The organism is Roseateles oligotrophus, from assembly GCF_014204525.1.
GTDB classification, from domain to species: domain Bacteria; phylum Pseudomonadota; class Gammaproteobacteria; order Burkholderiales; family Burkholderiaceae_C; genus Paucibacter_A; species Paucibacter_A oligotrophus_A.
Map to the genome: position 1 here is coordinate 91,103 of NZ_JACHLP010000004.1, position 20,656 is coordinate 111,758.

Consider the following 20,656-nt stretch of genomic DNA (forward strand, 5'->3'; position numbering starts at 1 on the left):
ACAGCTTTCTGGGTTCGGGTGATTCAACGCAGGCTGCCAAGCGGCCGGGGCGAGCCCTTGGACAAATCGTCGAGCACGAGGCCGCCGGGGAGGTCGATTGCGGTCTCGGCATCGGCACGGGCGATCCAGGGGGCCTTGCGGGGCAGCACGGTCTGGGCCAGCCACAGCTCCACCTCCTCGGGCGGCAGCGGCTTGCTGAACAAAAAGCCCTGCATCTGGCTGCAGCCCAGGCGGTGCAGCACATCCATCTGGCGCAGGGTCTCGACGCCCTCGGCGATGACGCGCAAGCCCATGGCCCGGGCCAGGGCGATGATGGCGGTGACGACGGCCGAGCTCTGCGGCGTGATGCCCAGATCGCGCACAAAGGTGCGGTCGATCTTGACCTCGGAGATGGGCAGGGTGGTCAGATAGGCCAGCGAGGAATAGCCGGTGCCGAAGTCGTCGATGGAGATCTCCACCCCGACCTCGTTGAGGCGGTGCAGGGCCGGGATGACGTTCTGCAAGTCCTTCATCAGATTGTTCTCGGTGATCTCCAGCTGGATCGCCCGGTGCGGCACGCCGTAGGCGCTGACGCATTGATGGATGTGCTCGACCAGGTCCGAGCGCTCGAACATGCGGCTGGGCAGGTTGACGGCGATGGAGTCGGCGAAGCCGAAATTCAGCTGCCAGAGCTTGGCCTGGCGGGCCGCCTCCTTCAGCGCCCATTCGGACAGGGGCACGATCAGGCCGGTTTCCTCGGCCAGCGGGATGAAGTCGCCCGGCGGCACCAGCTTGCCGCCGCGCTTCCAGCGCATCAAGGCCTCGGCGCCCACCATGCGGGCGGCGCGCACATCGATCTTGGGCTGGTAGTGCAGCACGATCTCGCCGCGCTCCAGGGCCTTGTGCAGGGCGCTTTCCAGCTCCAGCTTCTCGCGGCCCTGGCCGGCCAGCATGGGGGTGTAGAGGGCGGCGGCATTGCGGCCTTGCGACTTCACCGCATACATGGCGACGTCGGAGTTGCGCAGCAGATCGGCCATGGTCAGGCCGTCGCGCGGGTAGATGGCAATGCCCACGCTGGCGGTGACGAAACACTCCTGGCCGGAGATGAAGATGGGCTCGCGCAAGGCCTCCAGCACCCGGTCGGCCACGCGCTCGGCATCGCGCTCGTCGGCGATCTCGGGCAGCAGGGCGACGAACTCGTCGCCGCCCAGGCGCCCCACGGCCTCCAGGCTGCGGTGCGAGTGGCCGCCAATCGTTTCCAGCATGCCCTCCATCACCTGGTCGGAATGGCGCACGCAGCTGCGCAGGCGCCGGCCCACCTCGATCAGCAATTCGTCGCCGGCCGTGTGGCCCAGGGTGTCGTTGATGATCTTGAAGCGGTCCAGGTCGATCAGCAGCAGGCCGACCTCGTGGTTGCCGCGGCGGGCCTGCTCGATGGCGCGCTCCACCCGCCAGATCAGCTGGCGGCGGTTGGGCAGGCCGGTGAGGGCGTCGAAATGGGCCAGCTGGCGGATGCGGTCCTCGGCCTGGCGGCGGTCGGTCACGTCCTGCAGCACGCCGGTATAGCCGTTGGCATTGCCGTGTTCGTTGAATTCGGGCTCGGCCTCGATGTGGACGACGCGGTGCCGCCCGTCCACCAGGGTCACCGACAGATCGGTCACCAGCACCGAGTTGTGCGCGATCACATCGCGCAGCAGGCGCAGGAAGATAACCCGCTCTTCGTGCGGCACCATGCGCATCACGCCGATGAAGTCCAGGCGCTCCTGCGGGCCGCGGCCGAACACGCGCAAGGCCTCGGCCGCCAGCTGGAAGCCGCGCTGTGCCTGCCACTCGAAGCTGCCCATGCGGGCCAGGTCCTGGGCGCGTGCCAGTTTGGCCTTGCTGCGCTCCAGCTCGATGCGGGTGCGCGAGCTGCGCAGCAGATAGCGCAGCCGCCCCGCCAGCAAGCTCCACTGCGGGGTTTTGACGAAGAAGTCGGTGGCGCCGACTTGGTAGGCATGGTTGATGGAGGCCTCGTCGTCCAGGCCGGTCAGCATCAGCACCGGAGTGGACTCGAAGCCCGGCATATCGCGCAGGCGTTTGCAGGTTTCGAAGCCGTCCAGTTCGGGCATCAGGGCGTCGAGCACGATGATGTCGGGCGCATCGGCCGCCAGCATGCCCAGGGCGGCGCTGCCGCTATGGGCCACGGTGACCTCGAAATTGCGCTGCCGCAAGGCGCTGGCGGTCAGCAGCAGATTGACCTCGTCGTCGTCGACCAGCAGCACCTTGGGCTGCATAGGCAGATCGAGATCGAGCGGGGGGCCGGCTGGATTCATTGCTGACTCTTCAAAAGCGTCGTCAAGGCTTGCTGCACCTCAGCAAGTCCTTCAAGCATAAGGTCTAAACGGGTCTCGATGCCGCCAGTTTGACCATTCCTCACCATCTGCTCGACTTCCGCGCAACGTTCCGATAGCTGCAGGGCACCGAGCGCGGCCGAGGAGGATTTGAGCGTGTGGCAAACATGCCGCATGACGTTGAAATCAGGCGGAGTCTGACGGGCTTTCTGCAGCTCGGGCACCAGCTTGTCCAGGGACTTCAGATAGGCGTCGATGACGCGCTCCACCAGCTTGTTATGGCCGTCCGGGTCGAGCTCGTGCAGGCGCGCCAGCGACTGGGGGTCCAGGCAGGCGGGCAAGGCGGTTTCGGAAACGGGGGGCACTGCTCGGTTCTGATTGGTCATGACGCCTCCATCAAGCGATGTGCGCGGGGAAAGGCTGAAGCGGTTCGCATCGTTTGGACTGTCAAGCGATGGAGTGTCTTGCATGGGGCGCGACAGCATGATGTAAACAAGGGGGTGAGCGTTAAATTATTGGGGCTTTGCCTGCAGTGTCGGAGCAGGCCGCCGCACTTCGCGTGCAGCGCGCCGGCAAGTGCCAATCCGAGCGGCATACTGCCATGCGCAGAGCGCCCAGCCAGAAGCCATATCGCGGCCTGTGCGATGAGCGGTGCAAAAGGCGATGGCGATGGCGAAGGCAGAAGGTGGGGCCGACCAGGCGATGGGCAGGGCATTGTGGCGTTTTGAGACTCGGGATGAAAATTTCCAGACGGCAAGCTCACGCTGGAATGTAGCCCGATCGAGAAGGGCTCAATGCCTGGTCAAGGGGGCAGAAACAAGCCTGTTATTGCGACAAAGCAAATGCAGGGCGCGCAGGCTTGGGCAGAATCCGGCGCCCTCGCTGGCTGCCGGTGCGCAAAATACAGCCCTGCGCCAGTGCCGGGAGCGTCTTTACAATGCCAGCCATGAACAGTGTCAGTGATGCCCGCAACACGCTACACCCCAAGAGTAGGAGGCTTGCTGGCCCCGTTTTCTGGCTGGCGCTGCTGCTGTTGCTGCCGGGACTCTCCGGCCTGCTGCTACTGCTGCTGAAAGACGGCAGTAGCGGCTTGGCCGCGCTGCTGCTGGGCCTGTGGTCGGTGCTGCTGCTGCTGGGCGTGGTGGGGGGCCTGGGTTGGCGATTGGGCCAAGGCCTAACGCGACAGCGCTTCGGAGAGTCGCTGCAAAACCTGCAGCAGCAGAATCAAAGAGTCCAGCACCTGCTGGAACTGCAGCCCGACTGGCAATGGCGCAGCAATGCCCAGCATCGCCTGCTGCAGTGGCGCGGCCCGGCGCAAGCCTCGACACATACCCCAGCACACCTGACCATCGGCCCGGCAGCGGCCGGCGCCAGCCTGTGGGAACGCTTCAAACTGGCCGAGCCCCAGGGTGGTGACGGTGCTGGCGCGGCGGCCCGGCTGGATCTGCAGCAACTCTTGCAGCAGCAATTGCCGGAGCTGGCATGTCAGGTCTGCCCGCATGAGGCGCCGGAGCAGCGATGGCTGTTGCAAGGCCTGGCCTGCCTGGACGGGCAGGGGCGCTTCCAGGGCTATCAGGGCCTGGCGCGGCCCCTGGAGCCTGTGCAGCGGCCGGTCGAGCCGGCGGCGCCGGCCTGGCTGGAGGCCTTGCCCGGCCCGGCCTGGCTGCTCGATGCGCAGGCCCAGTCGCCCCTGCTGGCGCTCAACCGCAAGGCGGCCGAGCTGTGCGAGGCCGGCACCTTGCTGGGCACGCCCTGGTCACAATGCCTGAACCAGTTGGCCACCGTCATGCCCAGCGCCCTGCACCAGGCCCTGGCGGAACAGCCGCCGCAGCATTTCGAGGACGGGGCGCGCCGGCTGGCTCTGGTCAGCCTCTCGCCCAATGCGCGCCTGGAGGCCCGCGCCCTGCAAAGCTCCATGGCCGCGACGGCCCAGGTGGTGGGCCTGGCCACCGAGCAGGCCGCGGCCCAGGCCTTGATGGCGGCCCAGCTGAAGGCGCAGATGGAGCTGCAGGCCAATGAGGCGCATGAACAAGCCTCCTTCAGCTACACCGTCTCGCATGATTTGCGCGCGCCGCTGCGGGTGGTGGAGGGCTTTGCCCGCATTCTGAAAGAAGACTACGGCCGCCTGCTGGACCGCATCGGCAACGACCATCTGGACCGGGTGATGGGCGCGGCTTCGCGCATGAACAGCATGATCGACTCGCTGCTCTCGCTGACCCAGCTTTCCTCCCAGCCGCTGGCGCGCCAGCCGGTCAATCTCTCGCAGATGGCCGAGTTCGTGATCGAGGAGCTGGGCCGGGCGGCGCCCGAGCGCCGGGTCGCGGTGTTTGTGCAGCCGCAGATGGTGGTGCAGGGCGACCCGACCCTGTTGCGCATGGTGCTGGAGAATCTGCTGGGCAATGCCTGGAAGTACAGCGGTAAATGCGCGCAGGCGGAGATCCGCTTCGAGCTGCAGCCAGACAAGGCCGGCGGCGCGCAGCCGGTGTTCTGCATCAGCGACAACGGGGCCGGCTTCGATATGCGTTTTGCCGACCGCCTGTTCGGCGTCTTCCAGCGCCTGCACAGCGCCAGCGATTTCCAGGGCACGGGCGTCGGCCTGGCCTCGGTGCGGCGCATCGTGCGCCGCCATGGCGGCGATATCTGGGCCGAGGCCGAGGTGGGCGCCGGGGCGCGCTTTTACTTCACCCTGGCCGCTTGATTGGCGGGCAGGGCCAGCAGCTCCACCGCCTCCACCAGGCGCAGGGCCTGTTCCTGCAAATCCCGGCCATCGGCCTGGCACAGGGCCAGCAGGCGCTCCAGCGCTTCCTGGCGTGAGAGCGAATAACGGTGCATCAGAATGCCTACGGCCAGGGCCGCGGGCTGGTCCAGCACGGCCGGCCGGGTGGCTGCGGCCGAGGCGGCCGGCCTGGCCGCAGCGGCAGCCGGCAGGCTGCGGTGGGCAAAAGCGGCCTCGACGGCGGGCACGATCTGGTGGATGTCCAGGGGCTTGACCAGGTAGGCCACGGCGCCCAGCTCCTTGACCTTGGTCACGGTTTCTTCGTCGGCGAAGGCGGACAGGAACATGAAGGGGATCTGCAGGGACTCGCGCAGATAGGCGGCGACGTCGAAGCCGCTCATGCCCTCCATGCGGATGTCCAGCAAGGCCAGTTCGGGCCGGTGCTCGCGGGCCAGCAGGATGGCGTCATCGCCGTTGTCGGCATCAAGGACCTCGAAGCCGGCCTGCGCCAGGCCATAGGTCAGCGTTGCCAACACCAGTCGGTCATCATCAACAACCAGAATCTTGCCCTTGCTGCTCACTGTAGCCAATCTCCCCTGTAGCGCTTTGGTCCGCGGCATTGTCGCCCAATCCTCACCGGGGGGATGTCAGGGTCCCCCCGCCTGGGGGGCTTCACCGAGGCTGACGCTGGGCGGCAGCAGCTCGACTCGGCAGACCACGTCATCCAAGCGCTGGCTCAGGCTGAGGATGGCGCTGCGCCGCGGCAGCAGGGCGCGCACCAGGCCCAGGCCCGAGACGCCGCCCGGCACCTGGGCCAGATTGAACTCGGGCGGCAGGCGGCCGGGGTTGACGATCTCCACCGCCACCCGGTCCACGCCGCAGATCAGCGAGCAGTGCACATCGCTGTTCGGGCTGTGCTTGATGGCATTGGTCAGCAACTCGTTGAGCGTCAGCGCGATGGGGATGGACTCCGCCTCGGGCAGGGCCCAGGCATAGGACTGCTCGGCCGTCTCGCCCAGCACCTGGGTGGAGATATTGCGGCCCGACATGCGCTGCACCGAGCCGATGATGGCCTCCATCACCCGGCGCACCATCAGCGGCCCCGAGCTGCCCACCTGCAGGCCGTAGACCTGGGCGATGGCATGCACCTGGCCGATGGCCTCGCTGATCACGCTGGCCACCTCGGGGCGGCGCGCGGCGATCTGCTGCAGCAGGCCGGCCACGCCCTGCAGATTGTTCTTGATGCGGTGGTGCACCTCGCGCACCAGCAGCTCGCGCTGCGAGATGGCGGCGTGCAAACGCGCTTCTTCAGCGGCACGGTGCTCGGTCACATCGCTGGCCACCAGCAGCAGTTGTTCGGGTGAGCCGTCGGTGCTGGCGTCGGCCCCGTCACCGGTGCCGGCCAGATGCAGGAAGCGCGCATCCCAGACCCGCATCTGCTCGCCCTCGCCCAGGCGGTACTCGCGCTGGGTGACGGCGCCGGCGGCCAGGGCCTCCAGCATATCGCGCCGAATCACTTCGCCTTGCTCGCGGCCGAACAAGTCCTCGGGGCTGGCGCCCAGCAGGGAATGCTCGCTGCGGCCGGCAATCTCGGCGGCGGCCTGGTTGATCTGTTCTACCCGCAGAGTCTTGGCGTCATGCAAGCTGATGGCCAGGGGCGCGGCCTCGATGATGCGCGACAGCGAGGCCTGGGCCTGCTGGGTCTGCGCCTCGGCCTGGCGGCGGCGGTCGATGTCCAGCAAGGCATAGGTCAGCTGGCGGCCGCTATGGCGTGAGCCGGTCACCACCGCATTGCCGACCACCCAGAACTCGCGGCCATCGCGGGCCTTGAGCCGGCACTCGAAGGCCTCGGTCTCGCCCTCGGTCAGCTCGTCCAGATAGTGGGTGTGGCGGAAGGGGTGCTCGGGGTCAGGGGTTGCCACCATGCTCATGGACAGGCCGGCGAACTCGCTCAGGTCGCCGCCGAACATGCGGCGGGCCGAGCGGTTCATCCACTCGATGCCGCCGCGGCCGACGGTGACGATGCCCACCAGCACCGAGTCCAGCACGGCGCGCTCGCGCTCGGTCTGCAGCATCAGCGACTGCTGGGCGCGCCAGCGGTCGTCCACATTGACATAGGTGGCGATCAAGCCCTCGTCGGGTGCGCCGGGCCGCATCACCCGCTTGCTGACCTGCATCCACAGGGCCGAACCGTCGCGCAAGCGCACCCGGCGCTCGCCGCGCCACAGGCCTTGGCGCTGCAGGTCTTCCTGCACCAGGGCGCTGTGGTGCTCGAAGTCCAGCGGGTCCTCGAACAGCTCGCGATGGTTGAGGCCGCTGAGCTCGTGGATGCGGTAGCCGGTCAGTGCAGCCAGGGCGTCATTGGCGCGCGCGATGCGGCCATTGCGCAGGATGGCGATGCCCACGTCGGAGAGGCTGAACATCAGTTCGCGGTCCTGCACCAGGGCCTCCAGCTCGGCCTGCTGGGCCTTGAGCCGGCTGATATCGCTGATGACGGCAATGGTTTCGTACAGCTGCGGGCGTGGGCCCACCTCGAAGTCCTTGTCCGACGGGGACACCCGGCGCAGGCTCAGCGACAGCCAGCGCGCCTGCGCGGCCTCGCTGCCCACCTGCAGGAATTCGGCCTCGAAGCCCTGCTTGCCGTCCAGCTCGTCCAGCTCGCCGAGCACGGCCTGGATCTTGTCCGACAGCTCGGGCAGGGCGGCAAACAGCTGGGCCACGGTGGCGCCCGCGGGCATGGCTTCGTCCAGGCCCAGCATCTGCTCAAAACCCTTGTTGCAGCGCTGCAGCTTGTCGCCGCGGAAATAGGCCAGGCCCAGGCCGGCGCCGTCCATGATGGTGCGCAGCTCGTGCAAGAGCTGTTCGCTGCGGTTCTCGGCCTGGGCCTGGGCGGTCACGTCCAGCGTGACGACCGAGGTGGTGCGCTGGCCCGAGGCCAGCTGGCCGGGCTCGACCCGGGTCAAGAGCCAGCGCCGGCCCAGCTCGGGGTGGCGCACGGCGTAGCGGACCTCGACCCGGTCGCCCTTTTTCAGCGCCTTTTGCAGGCGTTCGAATTCGGGCAGGGAGGCGGGTTCGACGATGTCGCGGCCCACGCCCTGCAGGCCGGCCAGGCTGTTGCGCCTGGCCTCGCCACTGCTTTTGCGCGAGCTGCGCGGGCGCAGCCAGCCGGCGTCCTGGGCGAAGGTGGCCAGGCCGACACCGGCCGTGTCCATCAAGGCGTCCAGCTGCTGGTAGGCGAGGTCGCGCTCCTGGTCGGCGCTGCGGTCTTCCAGAATGGCCATGAAACGGCGCGGCAGGCTGCGCTTGGCGGTCGTGCCGTCCAGCGCCTGCACCCGGCCGGCCAGCCAGCGGGTGCGGCCACCGGGGTCGATCAGGCTGGCCTGGGTGAGCAGGCAGTCGCTGGCGCTGGTCAAGGCGGCCGAGGGTTTTTTCTGCTCCCAGGCCAGCAACTGCTGCAAGGCCTCGTCGGCTTGCTGCAGGGTGACCGGCATTTGCAGGCAGAGGGCGGCGAAGGCGGCATTGCTCTTGAGCAGCAGGCCGTTTTCGTCGAACAAGACCATGGGCAGCGGGCTCAGGGTCAACCAACTGGCCAGCTCGCTCTGGGTGCGCTCGGCCTGCTCGCGCAGGATTTGTTCGCGTGCCCGCTGTTGGGCCAGTTGCTCGGCCAGGTCAGGGTCTTGCGGCGGCAGCGGGCCGCCGTCCGCGGCCGGCTTGGCCGCGGCCTCGCTGGGCGCGGGCAGGGGTTCGGCCTGGGCGGCCAGGCTGTCCGGGCCGTCCGCTGCCGGGCCGGCCGCCGCGGCCGCTTTGGCGCTCAGCGGTGTCTTGGGCAGGCTGCTTCGGGGCTTGGCTTTTTCTTCGCTGCGTGCGTGCAGCAGCCAGCGGGCGGGGTTGTCTTCCTGTGGGTCCAGGGCCACCAGGGAGAGGCTGGCGCGCTGGCCGTTGTCCAGCTTGAGGCCGGGGGCGGGCGGGCCGCGGCGGCCGTCCAGCAAGGCCCGGCTGGCCAGGCGCAGCCAATCGCCCAGGCGGCCGCCATGGCTGGTTTGCAGGGCGTGCAGCGGCCTGGCCTGCTGGCCCGGGCCTGGGTCCAGCAGCTGTTGGGCGGCCGGATTGGCCTCCAGCAGCTCCAGGTTTTCGCCCAGCAGCAGGACCGGGTCGCTGATCAAGAGCAAAAGGCCGCGCAAGGCGGCCAGGTCCTGGGGCAAGAGTGAGAGCTGCGAGAGCGGGGACAATGTATTGGGCATTGCGCCCGAGTTTACGGCGCCCGGCAGCATGCTTGGCTTCACTCGAGCTGGGCGGCCTTGGACAGGGCCCGCAAGACGCATTGGTTGATTTCTCCGGCGTCCAGCATCAGGCCTTCGGCGGCGGCACGGTAGTCATAGACCGAGGCCTGCTCGATGGCCCGCACCAGCTCCAGATAGGGCTGGTAGGGGCCGCTCTCGTCCACCAGGGCCTGGCGCACCCGCTCCGGCATGGGGATGGACTGCAGCAGCTTGGTGAAGGGCTGCTTGAGCATATGGTCGAGCAGGGAGAACAGGCCGCAGATGAACATCTCGTCGCGCAGCTCGCTGTCGCTCATGCTCTTGGCCAGCTCCTCCATCAAGAGGCCGCGGCGCAGGGCGGCGAACATGATGGGCCGCATGCTGTGGTCCTTGCTGGCCGTCGTCAGCAAGAGGGCCAGCCAGCGCTTCAGGCGCGGGTAGCCCAAGAGCATGATGGCGTGGCGGAAGGAGGACACCTCCACGGCCAGGCCAAAGGCGGCGGAGTTCAGGTAGCGCAGCAGCTTGAAGGCCAGGCTGGGGTCGCGCTTGAGGGTTTGCTCCAGGCGCTCGATGTCCTCGTTCTGGTCGACGCGCGACATCAGCTCGACGATGACTTGCAGATCGGCCTGGATCTCGTTCTTGGCCGCGCCGGGCAGGGGCTCGAAGGCCCCCTGCATGGGCCAGCCGATGACGCCCTCGGCATTGCGCTGGAAGGCGGCGTCTATGTCCGCGGCGCTGCGCACACCGCTGAGCAGCAGGGGCAGCTTGGGCAGGCTGTGGGTGGCGGCGCCGCGGCCCTGCTCGTCCAGGTCCAGCAAGGCGTTCTTGAAGCAGGCGTTCAGCTCTGGCGTCAGGGCTTGCGAGGGCAGGCCCTTGAGCAGCAGGTGGCTGCCCGCCTTCTTCAGCGCCGCCAGCGGCTCGGCCAGGGCCGGATCGCTGCTCATGAAGCTGGGCACTTCCAGCCAGATATGGGCCGGCAGCGGTGCCTGCAGCAGCTCTTGCAGCAGGGCTTCGTTGAGCACATTGAGGATGAGTTGGCCGCCGCCGGCGGGCCAGACTTCGGCCACGGCGGCCAGCACCTCGGCGCTGTCCAGGCGGGCGTCGGGGCGCAGCGGCATCAGGGTCAGCTGGGTCGCCACCACCATGCGCTGGCGGTCGATCAAGGGGGCGAAGCCGAGCGCGACTGCGCCCAAAACAGAGTAATTCATGGGCCGGTTTGGGGAAAAATCAAACGTTGATGTATTGGAACAAGGTCATGCGCTGCACCATGGCATAGGTTTTCAGCGCCGTGTCATAGCCTGTCTGCTGGTTCTGGAATTCGGAGATGCCCTGGGTCATGTCCAGGTCCTCGGCGGCCGATTGCTCGGACTTGCTGTACAGCTTCAGCGCCGCCATGCGGGACTCGGTGCCGTCCAGATTATTCATGCGTTCGCCCACCTGGCTGCGCACATTTTGCAAGTTAGTCATCACCGCATCGAGGTCGCGGATGCGACCCGAATTGCTCTGCGAGATTTCCGCCTGCCCGCGCAAGGGCGTGCGCAGCTCGGCGACGGTGCGGTCGATCACGTCGAACACCTTCAAGCTATTGGTGGAGGGCTTGATCTGGAACTGATCGCCGTCCACCGGGGCGCCGGAGATGGTGGTGCTGATGCCGTCGAAGCTGATGGCCTTGCCGGGCGTGAAGGTGTCGGTCTTGACCACGGCACCGCCCAGATCGCTGTCGTAGACGCTATAGGTCTGTGTGGGTGCCGTGCCGTTGACGCCGATGTAGTAGTTGTGGCCGGTCAGGGCGCTGGGGTCGGAGACGCGGCCGGCGTCGATCCAGCCCTTGGCCGAGGCCAGGGGGTTGAGTGCATTCTTCAGTGCGATCGTCTCGAAGGTGCCGTTGCCGGTGGGGGCTTGCATCCAGGCCTGCTCGCCGTTGATGGAGAGCGGGAAGTTGTCCATATTGCCGGTCTGGATATTGCCGGCCACGCCGGTGAAGGCCACGCCGCCGTTCTGATCGAGAAAAGGCGGGTTGGCCGAGCCCTGGCCGGCGAATAGATAACCGCCCGAGCCATCGGGTCGGTTGGCGATGGACAGCAGCTGGTCGCGCAGGCCGGCGATCTTGTTGGCGATGCCGGCGCGCTCGGCATCGCTATAGCTGGCGTTACCGGCCGCGACCATGGCCTCGCGCATCTGCTGCAGCAGCTCGTTGGCATCGCCCAGGGCCGATTCGCTCAGCGTCATGCTGTTGCGGCTGGCTTCCAGGGCACGCTGGTTGGCGTCTACCCGGCCGATGGAGACCAGGGCGCGTTCCGCCCGCGCCGCGCCCGTGGGGTCGTCGCTGGCGGCCGCGATCTTCTTGCCCGAGGTGAGCTGCTGCTGGGTCTCCTGCAGCTTTTGCTGGCGCTGCTGCAGATTGGCGATGGAGGCATTGAAGGTGTTGGCGGTGGACAGGCGCATGGTGGCGACTCCTTATCGCGCGGCGAGCTTGAGCAGCTCGTCGAAGATGGATTGGGCGGCTTGCAAGACCTTGGCGGCCGCTTGGTAGCCCTGCTGGTACTGCATCAGGCGCGAGGCTTCCTCGTCCAGATTGACGCCGGCCTGGCCGCTGCGCGCGGCCTCGGCATTGGCCGCCACGCTGGTGGAGACGCTGGACAGATAGGTCGCCCCCTGCACCCGCGAGCCGATATCGCTCATGGCCGAGGCATAGGCGTCGTTGATGGTGGCGCCCTGTGTCAGGCTGCCGTCGGCCTGCAGGCGCTGGCCCACAAAGGTCTCGGTCTGGATGTTCAGAAAAGCCTTGGCATTGCCGTTGTTGGCGCTGGTGAACTTGGTGGCCTCGACGGTGATCTGGTCGTCCTTGCGCGGCAGGCCGTTGAGCTTGAGCTCGAAGCCCAGGTCTATGGGCGGGCTGGCATTGGGTGTATTGCCTATGGGCTGGCCGGCCTTCCAGGAGCCGTTGTAGATGGTGCCGTCGGCCAGGGTCAGGGTGTAGAGCACTTTGCTGGCGTCGGCCGGGTCGGCGTCGCCAAAGGCGATCTTGATGGGGGCCCGGCTGGGGTCCACATTGCTGTTCACGGCATACATGGAGTCCACCGTCATCGTGCCCTTGTTGCTGGCCTCGGTTTTAGCCGTCAGCGGCGAGGCCGCGGCGATGCCGGTGGCCTGGTCCAGCGAACGCTTCATATTGGTGGCGGCCTGGCTGACCGGCTCCAGCAGGAAGGAGTCGCCCGGCGCCGGCGTGGCGCCGCCCAGGCTGAATTTGAAGCCGTCGACGCTGTCGCCCTCGGCCACGGTGCGCACCAGGCCGTCGCTGAGGCGGGTGATCTGGTAGGAGCCGGGGTTGGCGGGGTCGGCCTGCAGCTTGTAGGAGCTGGCCTGCAACTGCTTGGGGTTGTTGATGGTGACGCCCACATTGACGGCAAAGCTGCCGTCGGGATTGCGCAGATTGGTGGCCGCCGGCAGGCTGCGCGGCGTGCCGACGGCGAAGATGGGCGGGCCCTTGCCGGGCGGGTTGGAGAGGTCCAGGCCCAGGGCTTGCTGGTCATTGACGCGGGCCGAGAAGGCCGCGGCCATCTGGCCCAGCAGGTTCTTGGCATCCTGCAGGTCGATGTTCTGGTATTGCAGCAGGGCGGTGATGGAGCCGCCGGTCAGGATGCTGGTGTCCAGCGGGCGGTTGCCGTTGGACTCGCTGATGCTGACCTGGGCGCGGTTGCTGTCATAGGGGTCGGGCGTGACCGACAGGGCCTGGGCATTGCTGCCCAGCACCAGGCGCTGGCCGCCGCCGATGAAGACGCCCACCGTGCCGTCGCTGGCGGGCAAGGTGGTGACCTGGATGTACTGGCTCAGGCGGGCGATCAGCTCGTCGCGCTTGTCCAGCAAATCATTGGGCGTGTGACCGGAGCCGTTGGCCCGCGCGACCTGGTCGTTAGCCGCGGCGATCTGCTGGGTCAGCTGATTGACCACATCGACATTGGCGCGCAGATCGCTGACCACGCCGGCCTGCATATCCACCAGCTGCTGGCCCGCGCTGGCAAAGCGCGCGGCCAATTCACCCGCGCGCCCCAGCACCACCTGGCGGGCCGAGGGGTCGCCGGGCCGGCTGGCCACATCGACCATGGCGTTGAGGAATTGACCCGCGGCATTGCCTATGCCTTGCTCGCCGGGCGGGAAGAGTTTTTCCAGCTGGTGCAGAGAGCTGGCGCGGGTCGAATCCATATAGGCCGTGGCCTGGGTGGTGGCGGCGTTCTTGCTCAGGAAGGCGTTGTAGGAACGCTCCACGGTCTGCACCGCCACGCCCTTGCCGAAATAGCCCGCGCCGGTGTACTGCCCGTCGGGCGTGGTCAGCACCACGGACTGGCGCGAGTAGCCGGGGGTGTTGGCATTGGCGATGTTCTGGCCCACGGTCTGCAAGGCCGCCTGGTTGGCAAACATCGCCCTGATGCCTATGGATAGCAATGCGCCCATGCGAGCTCCTTGCAGTGTTCAGTCAAGCCAGAGCGCGCTGCACGCGCACCGTGGTGTTGATGACCCGGGCCAGCTTGTCGGCATAGCCGGGGTCGGTGGCATAGCCGGCTTTTTGCAGGCCGCGGGCAAAGCCTTCGGCGCTGCCGCCCTGGGCCTGGGCCACCACATTGCGGTAGCGCTCGTTGCTGCCGATCAGCTTGGCATAGTCCTTGAAAGCGTCCTGATAGTTGTCGTAGGCGCGGAACTTGGCCATGACCTTGGTCGCCTTGCCGTCGATGTATTCGGTGGTCTGCACCTCGGCGACCTTGCCGGTCCAGCCCGGCGTGGCCTTGATGCCGAAGACATTGTGCGAGGGCGTGCCGTCCTTGGCCGTGATCTCGCGCCGGCCCCAGCCCGATTCATGCGCGGCCTGGGCCAGCATGAAGCTGGCGGGGATGCCGGTGGCGGCCTCGGCGGCCTTGGCCGCGCCATCGTGGGTCTGGATAAAACTCTGCACATGCGGCGCGATGCCTTTTTTGGCCAGGGCCGGCAGGGGCTGCAAGGTCTTGGCGGCCTCGGCCTTGTCCGTCATCCCCATCTGGCGCTGCAGCTGGCGCTGGATGGCGTCCGACAGGCCGCCGGGCAGGCCGGTCATCTTGCCGGCGAATTGGCTGTCCAGCATCTCGGTGCCCAGTTGCGAGCCGGGGTTGTCCAGCATGCCTGAGGCCATGGTGGAGGCGCGCATGCTCTTCATCACCTCCTGCATGAAGAGGGACTCGAACTGCTTGGCCGTCTCGCGGATGCTGGCCTTGGGGTCGCGTGCGGCGGCGGCGCGCAAGGCCTCGATGGATCGGCTGTCGTTGCCGGTATTCGCGGCGCCGGGCTTGCCCAGGGTGAGGGGAGAGAAGCTCATGTCAAATCACCTCCAGCTCGGCGTTGAGGGCGCCGGCGCTCTTCATCGCTTGCAGAATCGCCAGCAGGTCTTGCGGCGTGGCACCCAGGGAGTTGAGCGCCTTCACCACATCGGCCAGGCGGGCACCGGCGGCCAGCTGGATCAGCGAGCCGGGGTCTTGCTTGATGGTGATATCGGTTTTTTCGGTCACCGTGGTCTGGCCGCCGGACAAGGCATTGGGCTGGCTGACCTGGGGCGTGGAGCTGATGGTGACGGACAGATTGCCATGCGCGACCGCGCAAGCCGCCAAAGTAACCGACTGGTTCATCACCACCGAGCCGGTGCGGGCGTTGATGACGATGCGGGCGGCCGGTGTGCCCAGCTCCAGCGTGAGGTTTTCCAGGTCGGCCAGGAAGCCGACGCGCTCGTCCGGGTTGCTGGGGGCGCGCACGCGCACGACCCGGCCGTCCACCGCCTGGGCCAGGCCGGCGCCCTTGGCCTTGTTGATGGCATTGGCGACGGCGCGGGCGGTGTTGTAGTCGCTGGCATTCAGGTCCAGCTGCACGAACTCGCTGTTCTGCAGCGGTGTGGGCACCGAGCGCTCCACCGTGGCGCCGCCGGGGATGCGGCCGGCCGAGAGATGGTTGATCTGCACCTTGGCGCCACCGGCGGCGGCGCCGGCACCGCCGACGATCAGATTGCCCTGGGCCATGGCGTAGACCTGGCCATCGGCGCCGCGCAGCGGCGTGGCGATCAGGGTGCCGCCGCGCAGGCTTTTGGCATTGCCGACCGAGGAGACATTGATGTCCAGCGGCTGGCCGGGCTGGGCGAAGGGGGGCAGGGAGGCCGTCACCATCACGGCGGCGATATTGCGCGGCTGCATGGTCACGCCGGGCGGCAGGATGACGCCGAACTGCTGCAGCATGGCGGTCAGGCTCTGACCGGTGTAGGGGGCTTGGGTGGTCTGGTCGCCGGTGCCGTCCAGGCCCACGACCAGGCCGTAGCCGCTCAAGGAGTTGCTGCGCACGCCTTGCACGGCGGCCACTTCCTTGATACGGGCGGCAAGGGCTTGGCCGCCGAGGCCCAGGAACAGGCTGCACAGCAGCAGGAGGCTGCGGAGGGCTTGGGTTTTCGAGCGGCTTTGCATGATGGTCGTGAAGAGAGGTTCTCACGACCGATTCTGGGCAAACTTAAGTCGGCGAAAGGTTCAAAAAGAAGCGCGACAACCAGCCTATTCCGTGGGCATCGGCGGTCGGGCCGCGGCCGCGCTGCTCGATGCGCACATTGGCCACCAGGGCCGAGGGCACGGTATTGCCTTGTGCGATGGCGCGCGGGTCCACCTGGCCCGAGAAGCGCAGGACATCGACGTTGTGGTTGACGCCGATCTGCTTCTCGCCCGAGATCATCAGATGGCCGTTGGGCAGCACGGCCGTGACCACGGCGGTGATGCTGCCGGAGAAGTCGTTGGTGTTTTCGTTGGCACCCTTGCCGGCCGATTTGGTGGCCGAGCTGGCGTCGGCACCGGCCCGCCCGAAGGCGCCGGGGCTGACGAAGGGGATGGCGCTGACGCTGCCCGTCATCGAGCCGCTCTTGTTGATGCTGCTGGTGGAGGATTGGCTGGCCGAGACCTTCTCGACGATTTGAATCGTCAGGGTGTCGCCCACCAGGCGGGCGCGGTGGTCTTCGAACAGCGGCCGGTAGCTGGCCGCCTGGTAGATGGCGCCGTTGGTCGGCGCCTGGGTCGGCAGGGGCGGCAGATTGACCACCGGCGTGTGCTGCAGCTCCACATGCTGTTCGGGGTAGAGCGTGCCGCAGCCCGCCAGGGGCAGCAGCAGGCCCAGCAGCAGTGGCTTGAGTTGTTGCATGGTGGGACTCATATCTGGGCGAGCTTTTGCAGCATCTGGTCGGAGGTCTGCACGGCCTTGGAGTTGAGCTCGTAGGCGCGCTGGGTCTGGATCATGGCGACCAGCTCCTCCACCACATTGACGTTGGAGGTTTCCACATAGCCTTGCTGCAGGGCGCCCAGGCCGTTGGCATTGGGGGCGCCGGCATTGGGGGTGCCGGAGGAGGCCGTCTCGGCAAACAGGTTCTGGCCCTTGGGGTCCAGGCCGGCCGGATTGACGAAGTTGGCCAGCTGGATCTGACCCAGGGTCTGGGGCGCCGTTTGGCCGGGCACGGTGATGCTGACCGTGCCGTCATTGCCCACCGTGACGCTCAGCGCATTGGCGGGCACGGTGATGCCGGGCAGCAAGGTGTAGCCATTGCTGGTGACCATCTGGCCGTTGGCATCGAGCTGGAAGGAGCCGTCGCGGGTATAGGCCGTCGTGCCATCGGGCATCTGCACCTGGAAGAAGCCATTGCCCTTGATGGCGAGGTCGAGGTTGTTGGTGGTCTGCTGCAGATTGCCCTGGCTGTAGATGCGCGAGGTGGCCACGGGCCGCACGCCCAGGCCCAGCTGCAGGCCGGTGGGCAGCTGGGTCTGCTCGGTGCTGTTGGCGCCGCTCTGCCGCAGGTTCTGGTAGATCAGATCCTCGAACACCGCATGCGAGCGCTTGAAGCCATTGGTGCCGACGTTGGCGAGGTTGTTGGAGATGGTGTCCAGCTGGGTCTGCTGGGCCTCCATGCCGGTCTTGGCAATCCAGAGTGAGCGGATCATGGCTGTTGTCCTTTAGGTAGTGCCGAGCAGCTTGGCCGATTGCTGGCCCTGGGTCTGGGCGATCTGCAAGAGCTTCATCTGCTGTTCGAATTGGCGGGCCGCGGCAATCATGCTGACCATGGTCTCGACCGGGCTGACGTTGGAGCCTTCCAGCGCGCCGTCCTGCAGGCGGGCGCTGGCCTCGGCGGGCAGGTCGCCGTCGGCGGCGCGGAAGAGGCCGTCGGTGCCGCGCGTTAGCGGCACCTCGGGCGTGACCAGCTTAAGCCGGCCCACGGCCGTGGGCTTGCCATTGGCCGGTGTGGCCGTGACGGTGCCGTCGCCGGCGATGCTCAGCTCGGCATTCGGCGGCACATTGATGGGGCCGCCATCGCCCAGCACCTGCAGGCCGTTGCGCAGCACCAGCAGGCCTTCGGAGCTGACGTCCAAGGCGCCGGCGCGGGTATAGGCCTCGGTGCCGTCCAGGCCTTGCACGGCCAGCCAGGCATTGCCCTTCATGGCCACGTCGAGATTGCGGCCGGTGGCCTGGATGGCGCCGCCATCGGGGTTGTAGCCGGTGGTCGTCTCGAGCGCGTAGGCGCGGGTGCTGGCGCCGCTGCCCTGCACGGGCACGGCGCGGAAGGCCTGCAACTCGGCGCGGAAGCCATTGGTCGAGACATTGGCCAGATTGTTGGCCAGCACGTCCTGCCGCTGCATCGAGGCCTTGGCCCCGGCCATCGAGAGGTAGATCATGCGGTCCATGGCGGCTCCTGCTTGTTCAAGATTTCAGCGTTCTGTGGCGACGCGTGGTGTATTCGGGCCGAGCGCCGGGCCGCTCCCAAGCCGGCCCGCGTTGGCGATGTGCTTGCCGGTCGCGCCGGCAGGCATCGCCGTCCCCTCGGGGGACCGGCCAAGGTACTCCTTGGACGAGGGGCTTCATGATCAACGGAGATTGACGATGGTCTGCAAGACCTGGTCCTGCGTCTTGATGGTCTGGGCGCTGGCCTGGTAGGCGCGCTGGGCCGTCACCATATTGACCAGCTCGGCGGTCAGGTCGACATTGGATTCCTCCAGCGCGCCGGACTGCAGCTTGCCCATATTGCCCTCGCCGGCCACGCCCACCACCGGTTCGCCCGAGGGGAAGGTGCGGGCCCAGACATTGCCGCCCAGGGGCTGCAGGCCTTGCGGGTTGCGGAAGGTGGCCAGCTCGACCTGGCCGGCGGGCTTGGACTGGCCGTTGGAGTAACGCGCCATCACGATGCCGCTGTTGTCGATCAGGATGCCGGAGAGCTGGCCCGGCGCGTAGCCGTCCTGGGTCAGGTTGGTGACGGCAAAGCCGGAGCCGTTCTCGGTAGCGCCCAGCATGTCGAACTTGATGCCGGTGATGGCCAGGGTGTCGGCGCCCTTGGCATTCTTGCCGGCAGGGATGTCCATATTGACCACGGTGGTGGGGGCGCTGGGCGAGCCGCCGGTGGCCGGGAAGGTCACCGTGGTGTAGGGCGTGGTGGGGTTGCCGGCGGCGTCCAGCGCGATCGCGGCGCCATTGGAGTCGGTGGCGAAGGGCGAGCCGTTGGCGGTGGCGTAGATATTCCAGGTGGTGCTGCCGTCGGCGGCGGTGGCGCCTTTCTGGAAGTACATCGTCACGGCCACGTCCTGACCCTTGGCGTCGTAGGCGGTCAGCGAGGTGGCGTTGTTATAGGTCAGCGGGCTCTTCAGGTCGATGCCGGTGCCGGAGGCGGGGGCGGTGACCTTGACCCGCGAGTCCAGATTGAACTCGGTGGTGATCTTGGTGGTGGTCTTGGGGGCGATGCCCGAGGTGGGCAGCTTGAGCGGCTGGGCCAGACCGGGCTGGATGATGCCCGAGCCGTCGGCCGGGTAGCCCATCAGCTTGAGCTGGCTGTTATTGACCACATAGCCGTCCCGGTTCACCTTGAACTGGCCGTTACGGCTGTACATCACCGGGTTGGCGCCGTCGCTGAGCTGGAAGAAGCCGCCGCCGTTGATGGCCAGGTCCATGGGGCTTTCGGTGGTGGTGATATTGCCCTGGGTGAACTGCTGGGACACCGAGGCCAGGCTGGTGCCTATGCCCACGGGGTTGGCACCCGCGCCGTTCAAGGCGCCGGCATACACGTCCTGGAACTCCGCCCGCGAGGACTTGGCACCGTAGGTGCTGGAGTTGGCGATGTTGTTGCCAATGACGTCCAGGTTCTTGCTGGAGGCATTGAGACCGGAGAGACCTTGTTGAAAGCTCATGATGCTTGAGTCCTGGTGGGTTCTTAGTTCAGGCTGGTGATCTTGCTGTAGTCGATCAAGCCCAGGTTCTGCAGCTGCAACTTCAGGCCCGTGCCGCTGGTGTTGACGGCGAGCACCTTGTCCTGGGCAAAGGTGGTGGCCGTGACCGCCTTGCTGCCATTGCTGGCGCTGACGCGGAAGCTCATCTTCTCGTTCGCCGACACGCTGCCAGCCGGCCAGCTGAAGCTCTGCTGGCCCGCGCCCTGTGCGCCCAGCTGCACCGTGTCCATCACGACGCCGGCGGCATTGAGCACCTCGAGCTTGACGGCACTGGCGGGCGCATCCAGGCTGTAGCTGCCGGCGCCGACGCCGTTGTTGATGCTCAGCTGATTGCCCGGCGTGGTGACGGTGTGGCCGACCAGGGAGATGCTTTGCAAGCCCTGCATCTGGTTGAACTGGCTGCTCAGCGATTTGATGCTGCTGTCCAGGGTGCTGATGCCGCTGACCGTCTGGATCTGCGCCATCTGGCTGGTCACCTGGGCGTTGTCCATGGGGTTCATGGGGTCCTGGTTCTGCATCTGCGCCACCAGCAGCTTGAGGAAGCGGTCCTGTGTGTCGGCCGCGTTCTTGGTCGCGCCGCCGGTGAGGTTGCTGACCGTGCCATTGGCGGCGGTGGTGGGGGCGACGGTGCTGACGGCCATGGTGCGTGCTCCTGTGCAGGTTCAGCCGGATCAGGATTGACCCAGTTGCAAGGTCTTGAGCAGCAGACTCTTGGTCGTGCTCATCACCTCGATATTGTTTTGATAGGACCGCGAGGCGGAGATCATGTTGACCATCTCCTCCACGGTGTTGACATTGCTGTAGGTGACATAGCCCTCGGCATCGGCCTGCGGGTGCTTGGGGTCGAGCACGCGGCGGCCGGGGGTCTGGTCCTCGCTGATGGTGCTGACGCGCACGCCGGCCGAGGCGATGTTGTTGCCCGCGCCCATCAAGGCGGTCTGGAACACCACCTGGCGTGCCTTGTAAGGCTGGCCATCGGGGCCGGCCACGGTGTCGGCATTGGCCAGATTGCTGGCCACCACATTGAGGCGCTGGCTTTGTGCGCTGACGGCGCTGCCGGCCACACCGAAGATTTGAAACATGGACATGAGGCTTGCTCCTGCGTGTTTGGCGGCTCAGGGC

Annotated in this window: 16 protein-coding genes; 1 reads left to right on the forward strand and 15 read right to left on the reverse strand. The window is 67.1% G+C overall.

The window, feature by feature from the left end:
- Positions 1–23: 23 nt before the first annotated feature.
- Positions 24–2,294: a putative bifunctional diguanylate cyclase/phosphodiesterase gene (locus HNP55_RS10550; protein WP_281385248.1), complete on the reverse strand. Its 2,271-nt coding sequence runs from the start codon at positions 2,292–2,294 to the stop codon at positions 24–26.
- A complete protein-coding gene (locus HNP55_RS10555) occupies positions 2,291–2,698 on the reverse strand; it encodes an Hpt domain-containing protein (RefSeq protein ID WP_184299021.1) in 408 nt (135 codons plus the stop codon). The genes HNP55_RS10550 and HNP55_RS10555 overlap by 4 nt, the downstream gene beginning before the upstream one ends.
- A 560-nt stretch (positions 2,699–3,258) precedes the next feature.
- Here HNP55_RS10555 and HNP55_RS10560 point away from each other — a divergent pair.
- Complete coding sequence (locus tag HNP55_RS10560; protein WP_184299023.1) at positions 3,259–5,010, forward strand: sensor histidine kinase; 1,752 nt, start codon at positions 3,259–3,261, stop codon at positions 5,008–5,010.
- Here the strand turns inward: HNP55_RS10560 and HNP55_RS10565 are convergent.
- The 13 genes from HNP55_RS10565 to flgC form a co-directional block, all read right to left on the reverse strand.
- The gene (locus HNP55_RS10565) at positions 4,989–5,564 is read right to left on the reverse strand and encodes a response regulator (protein ID WP_409993735.1); all 576 of its coding nucleotides are present in this window, start codon (positions 5,562–5,564) and stop codon (positions 4,989–4,991) included. The genes HNP55_RS10560 and HNP55_RS10565 overlap by 22 nt on opposite strands.
- Before the next feature lie 111 nt (positions 5,565–5,675).
- Positions 5,676–9,269, reverse strand: a complete 3,594-nt coding sequence (locus HNP55_RS10570; RefSeq protein WP_184299027.1) for a PAS domain S-box protein — start codon at positions 9,267–9,269, stop codon at positions 5,676–5,678.
- A 38-nt stretch (positions 9,270–9,307) separates the two neighbouring features.
- On the reverse strand, positions 9,308–10,495 hold the full coding sequence (locus HNP55_RS10575; RefSeq protein WP_184299029.1) for an EAL and HDOD domain-containing protein: 1,188 nt from the start codon (positions 10,493–10,495) through the stop codon (positions 9,308–9,310).
- Positions 10,496–10,514: 19 nt separating this feature from the next.
- Positions 10,515–11,732, reverse strand: a complete 1,218-nt coding sequence (gene flgL, locus HNP55_RS10580) for a flagellar hook-associated protein FlgL (protein ID WP_184299031.1) — start codon at positions 11,730–11,732, stop codon at positions 10,515–10,517.
- A gap of 12 nt (positions 11,733–11,744) precedes the next feature.
- Positions 11,745–13,739, reverse strand: a complete 1,995-nt coding sequence (flgK, locus tag HNP55_RS10585; RefSeq protein ID WP_184299033.1) for a flagellar hook-associated protein FlgK — start codon at positions 13,737–13,739, stop codon at positions 11,745–11,747.
- 22 nt (positions 13,740–13,761) lie between these two features.
- Complete coding sequence (flgJ, locus tag HNP55_RS10590) at positions 13,762–14,631, reverse strand: flagellar assembly peptidoglycan hydrolase FlgJ (protein WP_184299035.1); 870 nt, start codon at positions 14,629–14,631, stop codon at positions 13,762–13,764.
- Between the two features lies 1 nt (position 14,632).
- Positions 14,633–15,757, reverse strand: coding sequence for a flagellar basal body P-ring protein FlgI (locus HNP55_RS10595; protein ID WP_184299037.1), 1,125 nt, complete (start codon positions 15,755–15,757; stop codon positions 14,633–14,635).
- Between the two features lie 43 nt (positions 15,758–15,800).
- Entirely contained in the window at positions 15,801–16,475 is a 675-nt protein-coding gene (locus HNP55_RS10600; RefSeq protein ID WP_246448347.1) for a flagellar basal body L-ring protein FlgH, read from the reverse strand.
- Between the two features lie 8 nt (positions 16,476–16,483).
- A complete protein-coding gene (flgG, locus tag HNP55_RS10605) occupies positions 16,484–17,266 on the reverse strand; it encodes a flagellar basal-body rod protein FlgG (protein ID WP_184299041.1) in 783 nt (260 codons plus the stop codon).
- A gap of 12 nt (positions 17,267–17,278) precedes the next feature.
- Complete coding sequence (gene flgF, locus HNP55_RS10610; protein WP_184299043.1) at positions 17,279–18,004, reverse strand: flagellar basal-body rod protein FlgF; 726 nt, start codon at positions 18,002–18,004, stop codon at positions 17,279–17,281.
- 180 nt (positions 18,005–18,184) lie between these two features.
- On the reverse strand, positions 18,185–19,495 hold the full coding sequence (gene flgE / locus HNP55_RS10615; RefSeq protein ID WP_184299045.1) for a flagellar hook protein FlgE: 1,311 nt from the start codon (positions 19,493–19,495) through the stop codon (positions 18,185–18,187).
- A gap of 23 nt (positions 19,496–19,518) precedes the next feature.
- Positions 19,519–20,175: a flagellar hook assembly protein FlgD gene (locus tag HNP55_RS10620; RefSeq protein WP_184299048.1), complete on the reverse strand. Its 657-nt coding sequence runs from the start codon at positions 20,173–20,175 to the stop codon at positions 19,519–19,521.
- Positions 20,176–20,205: 30 nt separating this feature from the next.
- Entirely contained in the window at positions 20,206–20,622 is a 417-nt protein-coding gene (flgC, locus tag HNP55_RS10625) for a flagellar basal body rod protein FlgC (RefSeq protein ID WP_184299050.1), read from the reverse strand.
- Positions 20,623–20,656 lie beyond the last annotated feature (34 nt).

Bases quoted from the DNA above. Each gene is read 5' to 3' on its own strand.
- HNP55_RS10550 (WP_281385248.1), bottom strand. From the start codon at position 2,294: ATGAATCCAGCCGGCCCCCCGCTCGATCTCGATCTGCCTATGCAGCCC.
- HNP55_RS10555 (WP_184299021.1), bottom strand. From the start codon at position 2,698: ATGACCAATCAGAACCGAGCAGTGCCCCCCGTTTCCGAAACCGCCTTG.
- HNP55_RS10560 (WP_184299023.1), top strand. From the start codon at position 3,259: ATGAACAGTGTCAGTGATGCCCGCAACACGCTACACCCCAAGAGTAGG.
- HNP55_RS10570 (WP_184299027.1), bottom strand. From the start codon at position 9,269: ATGCCCAATACATTGTCCCCGCTCTCGCAGCTCTCACTCTTGCCCCAG.
- HNP55_RS10575 (WP_184299029.1), bottom strand. From the start codon at position 10,495: ATGAATTACTCTGTTTTGGGCGCAGTCGCGCTCGGCTTCGCCCCCTTG.
- flgL (WP_184299031.1), bottom strand. From the start codon at position 11,732: ATGCGCCTGTCCACCGCCAACACCTTCAATGCCTCCATCGCCAATCTG.
- flgK (WP_184299033.1), bottom strand. From the start codon at position 13,739: ATGGGCGCATTGCTATCCATAGGCATCAGGGCGATGTTTGCCAACCAG.
- flgJ (WP_184299035.1), bottom strand. From the start codon at position 14,631: ATGAGCTTCTCTCCCCTCACCCTGGGCAAGCCCGGCGCCGCGAATACC.
- HNP55_RS10595 (WP_184299037.1), bottom strand. From the start codon at position 15,757: ATGCAAAGCCGCTCGAAAACCCAAGCCCTCCGCAGCCTCCTGCTGCTG.
- HNP55_RS10600 (WP_246448347.1), bottom strand. From the start codon at position 16,475: ATGCAACAACTCAAGCCACTGCTGCTGGGCCTGCTGCTGCCCCTGGCG.
- flgG (WP_184299041.1), bottom strand. From the start codon at position 17,266: ATGATCCGCTCACTCTGGATTGCCAAGACCGGCATGGAGGCCCAGCAG.
- flgF (WP_184299043.1), bottom strand. From the start codon at position 18,004: ATGGACCGCATGATCTACCTCTCGATGGCCGGGGCCAAGGCCTCGATG.
- flgE (WP_184299045.1), bottom strand. From the start codon at position 19,495: ATGAGCTTTCAACAAGGTCTCTCCGGTCTCAATGCCTCCAGCAAGAAC.
- HNP55_RS10620 (WP_184299048.1), bottom strand. From the start codon at position 20,175: ATGGCCGTCAGCACCGTCGCCCCCACCACCGCCGCCAATGGCACGGTC.
- flgC (WP_184299050.1), bottom strand. From the start codon at position 20,622: ATGTCCATGTTTCAAATCTTCGGTGTGGCCGGCAGCGCCGTCAGCGCA.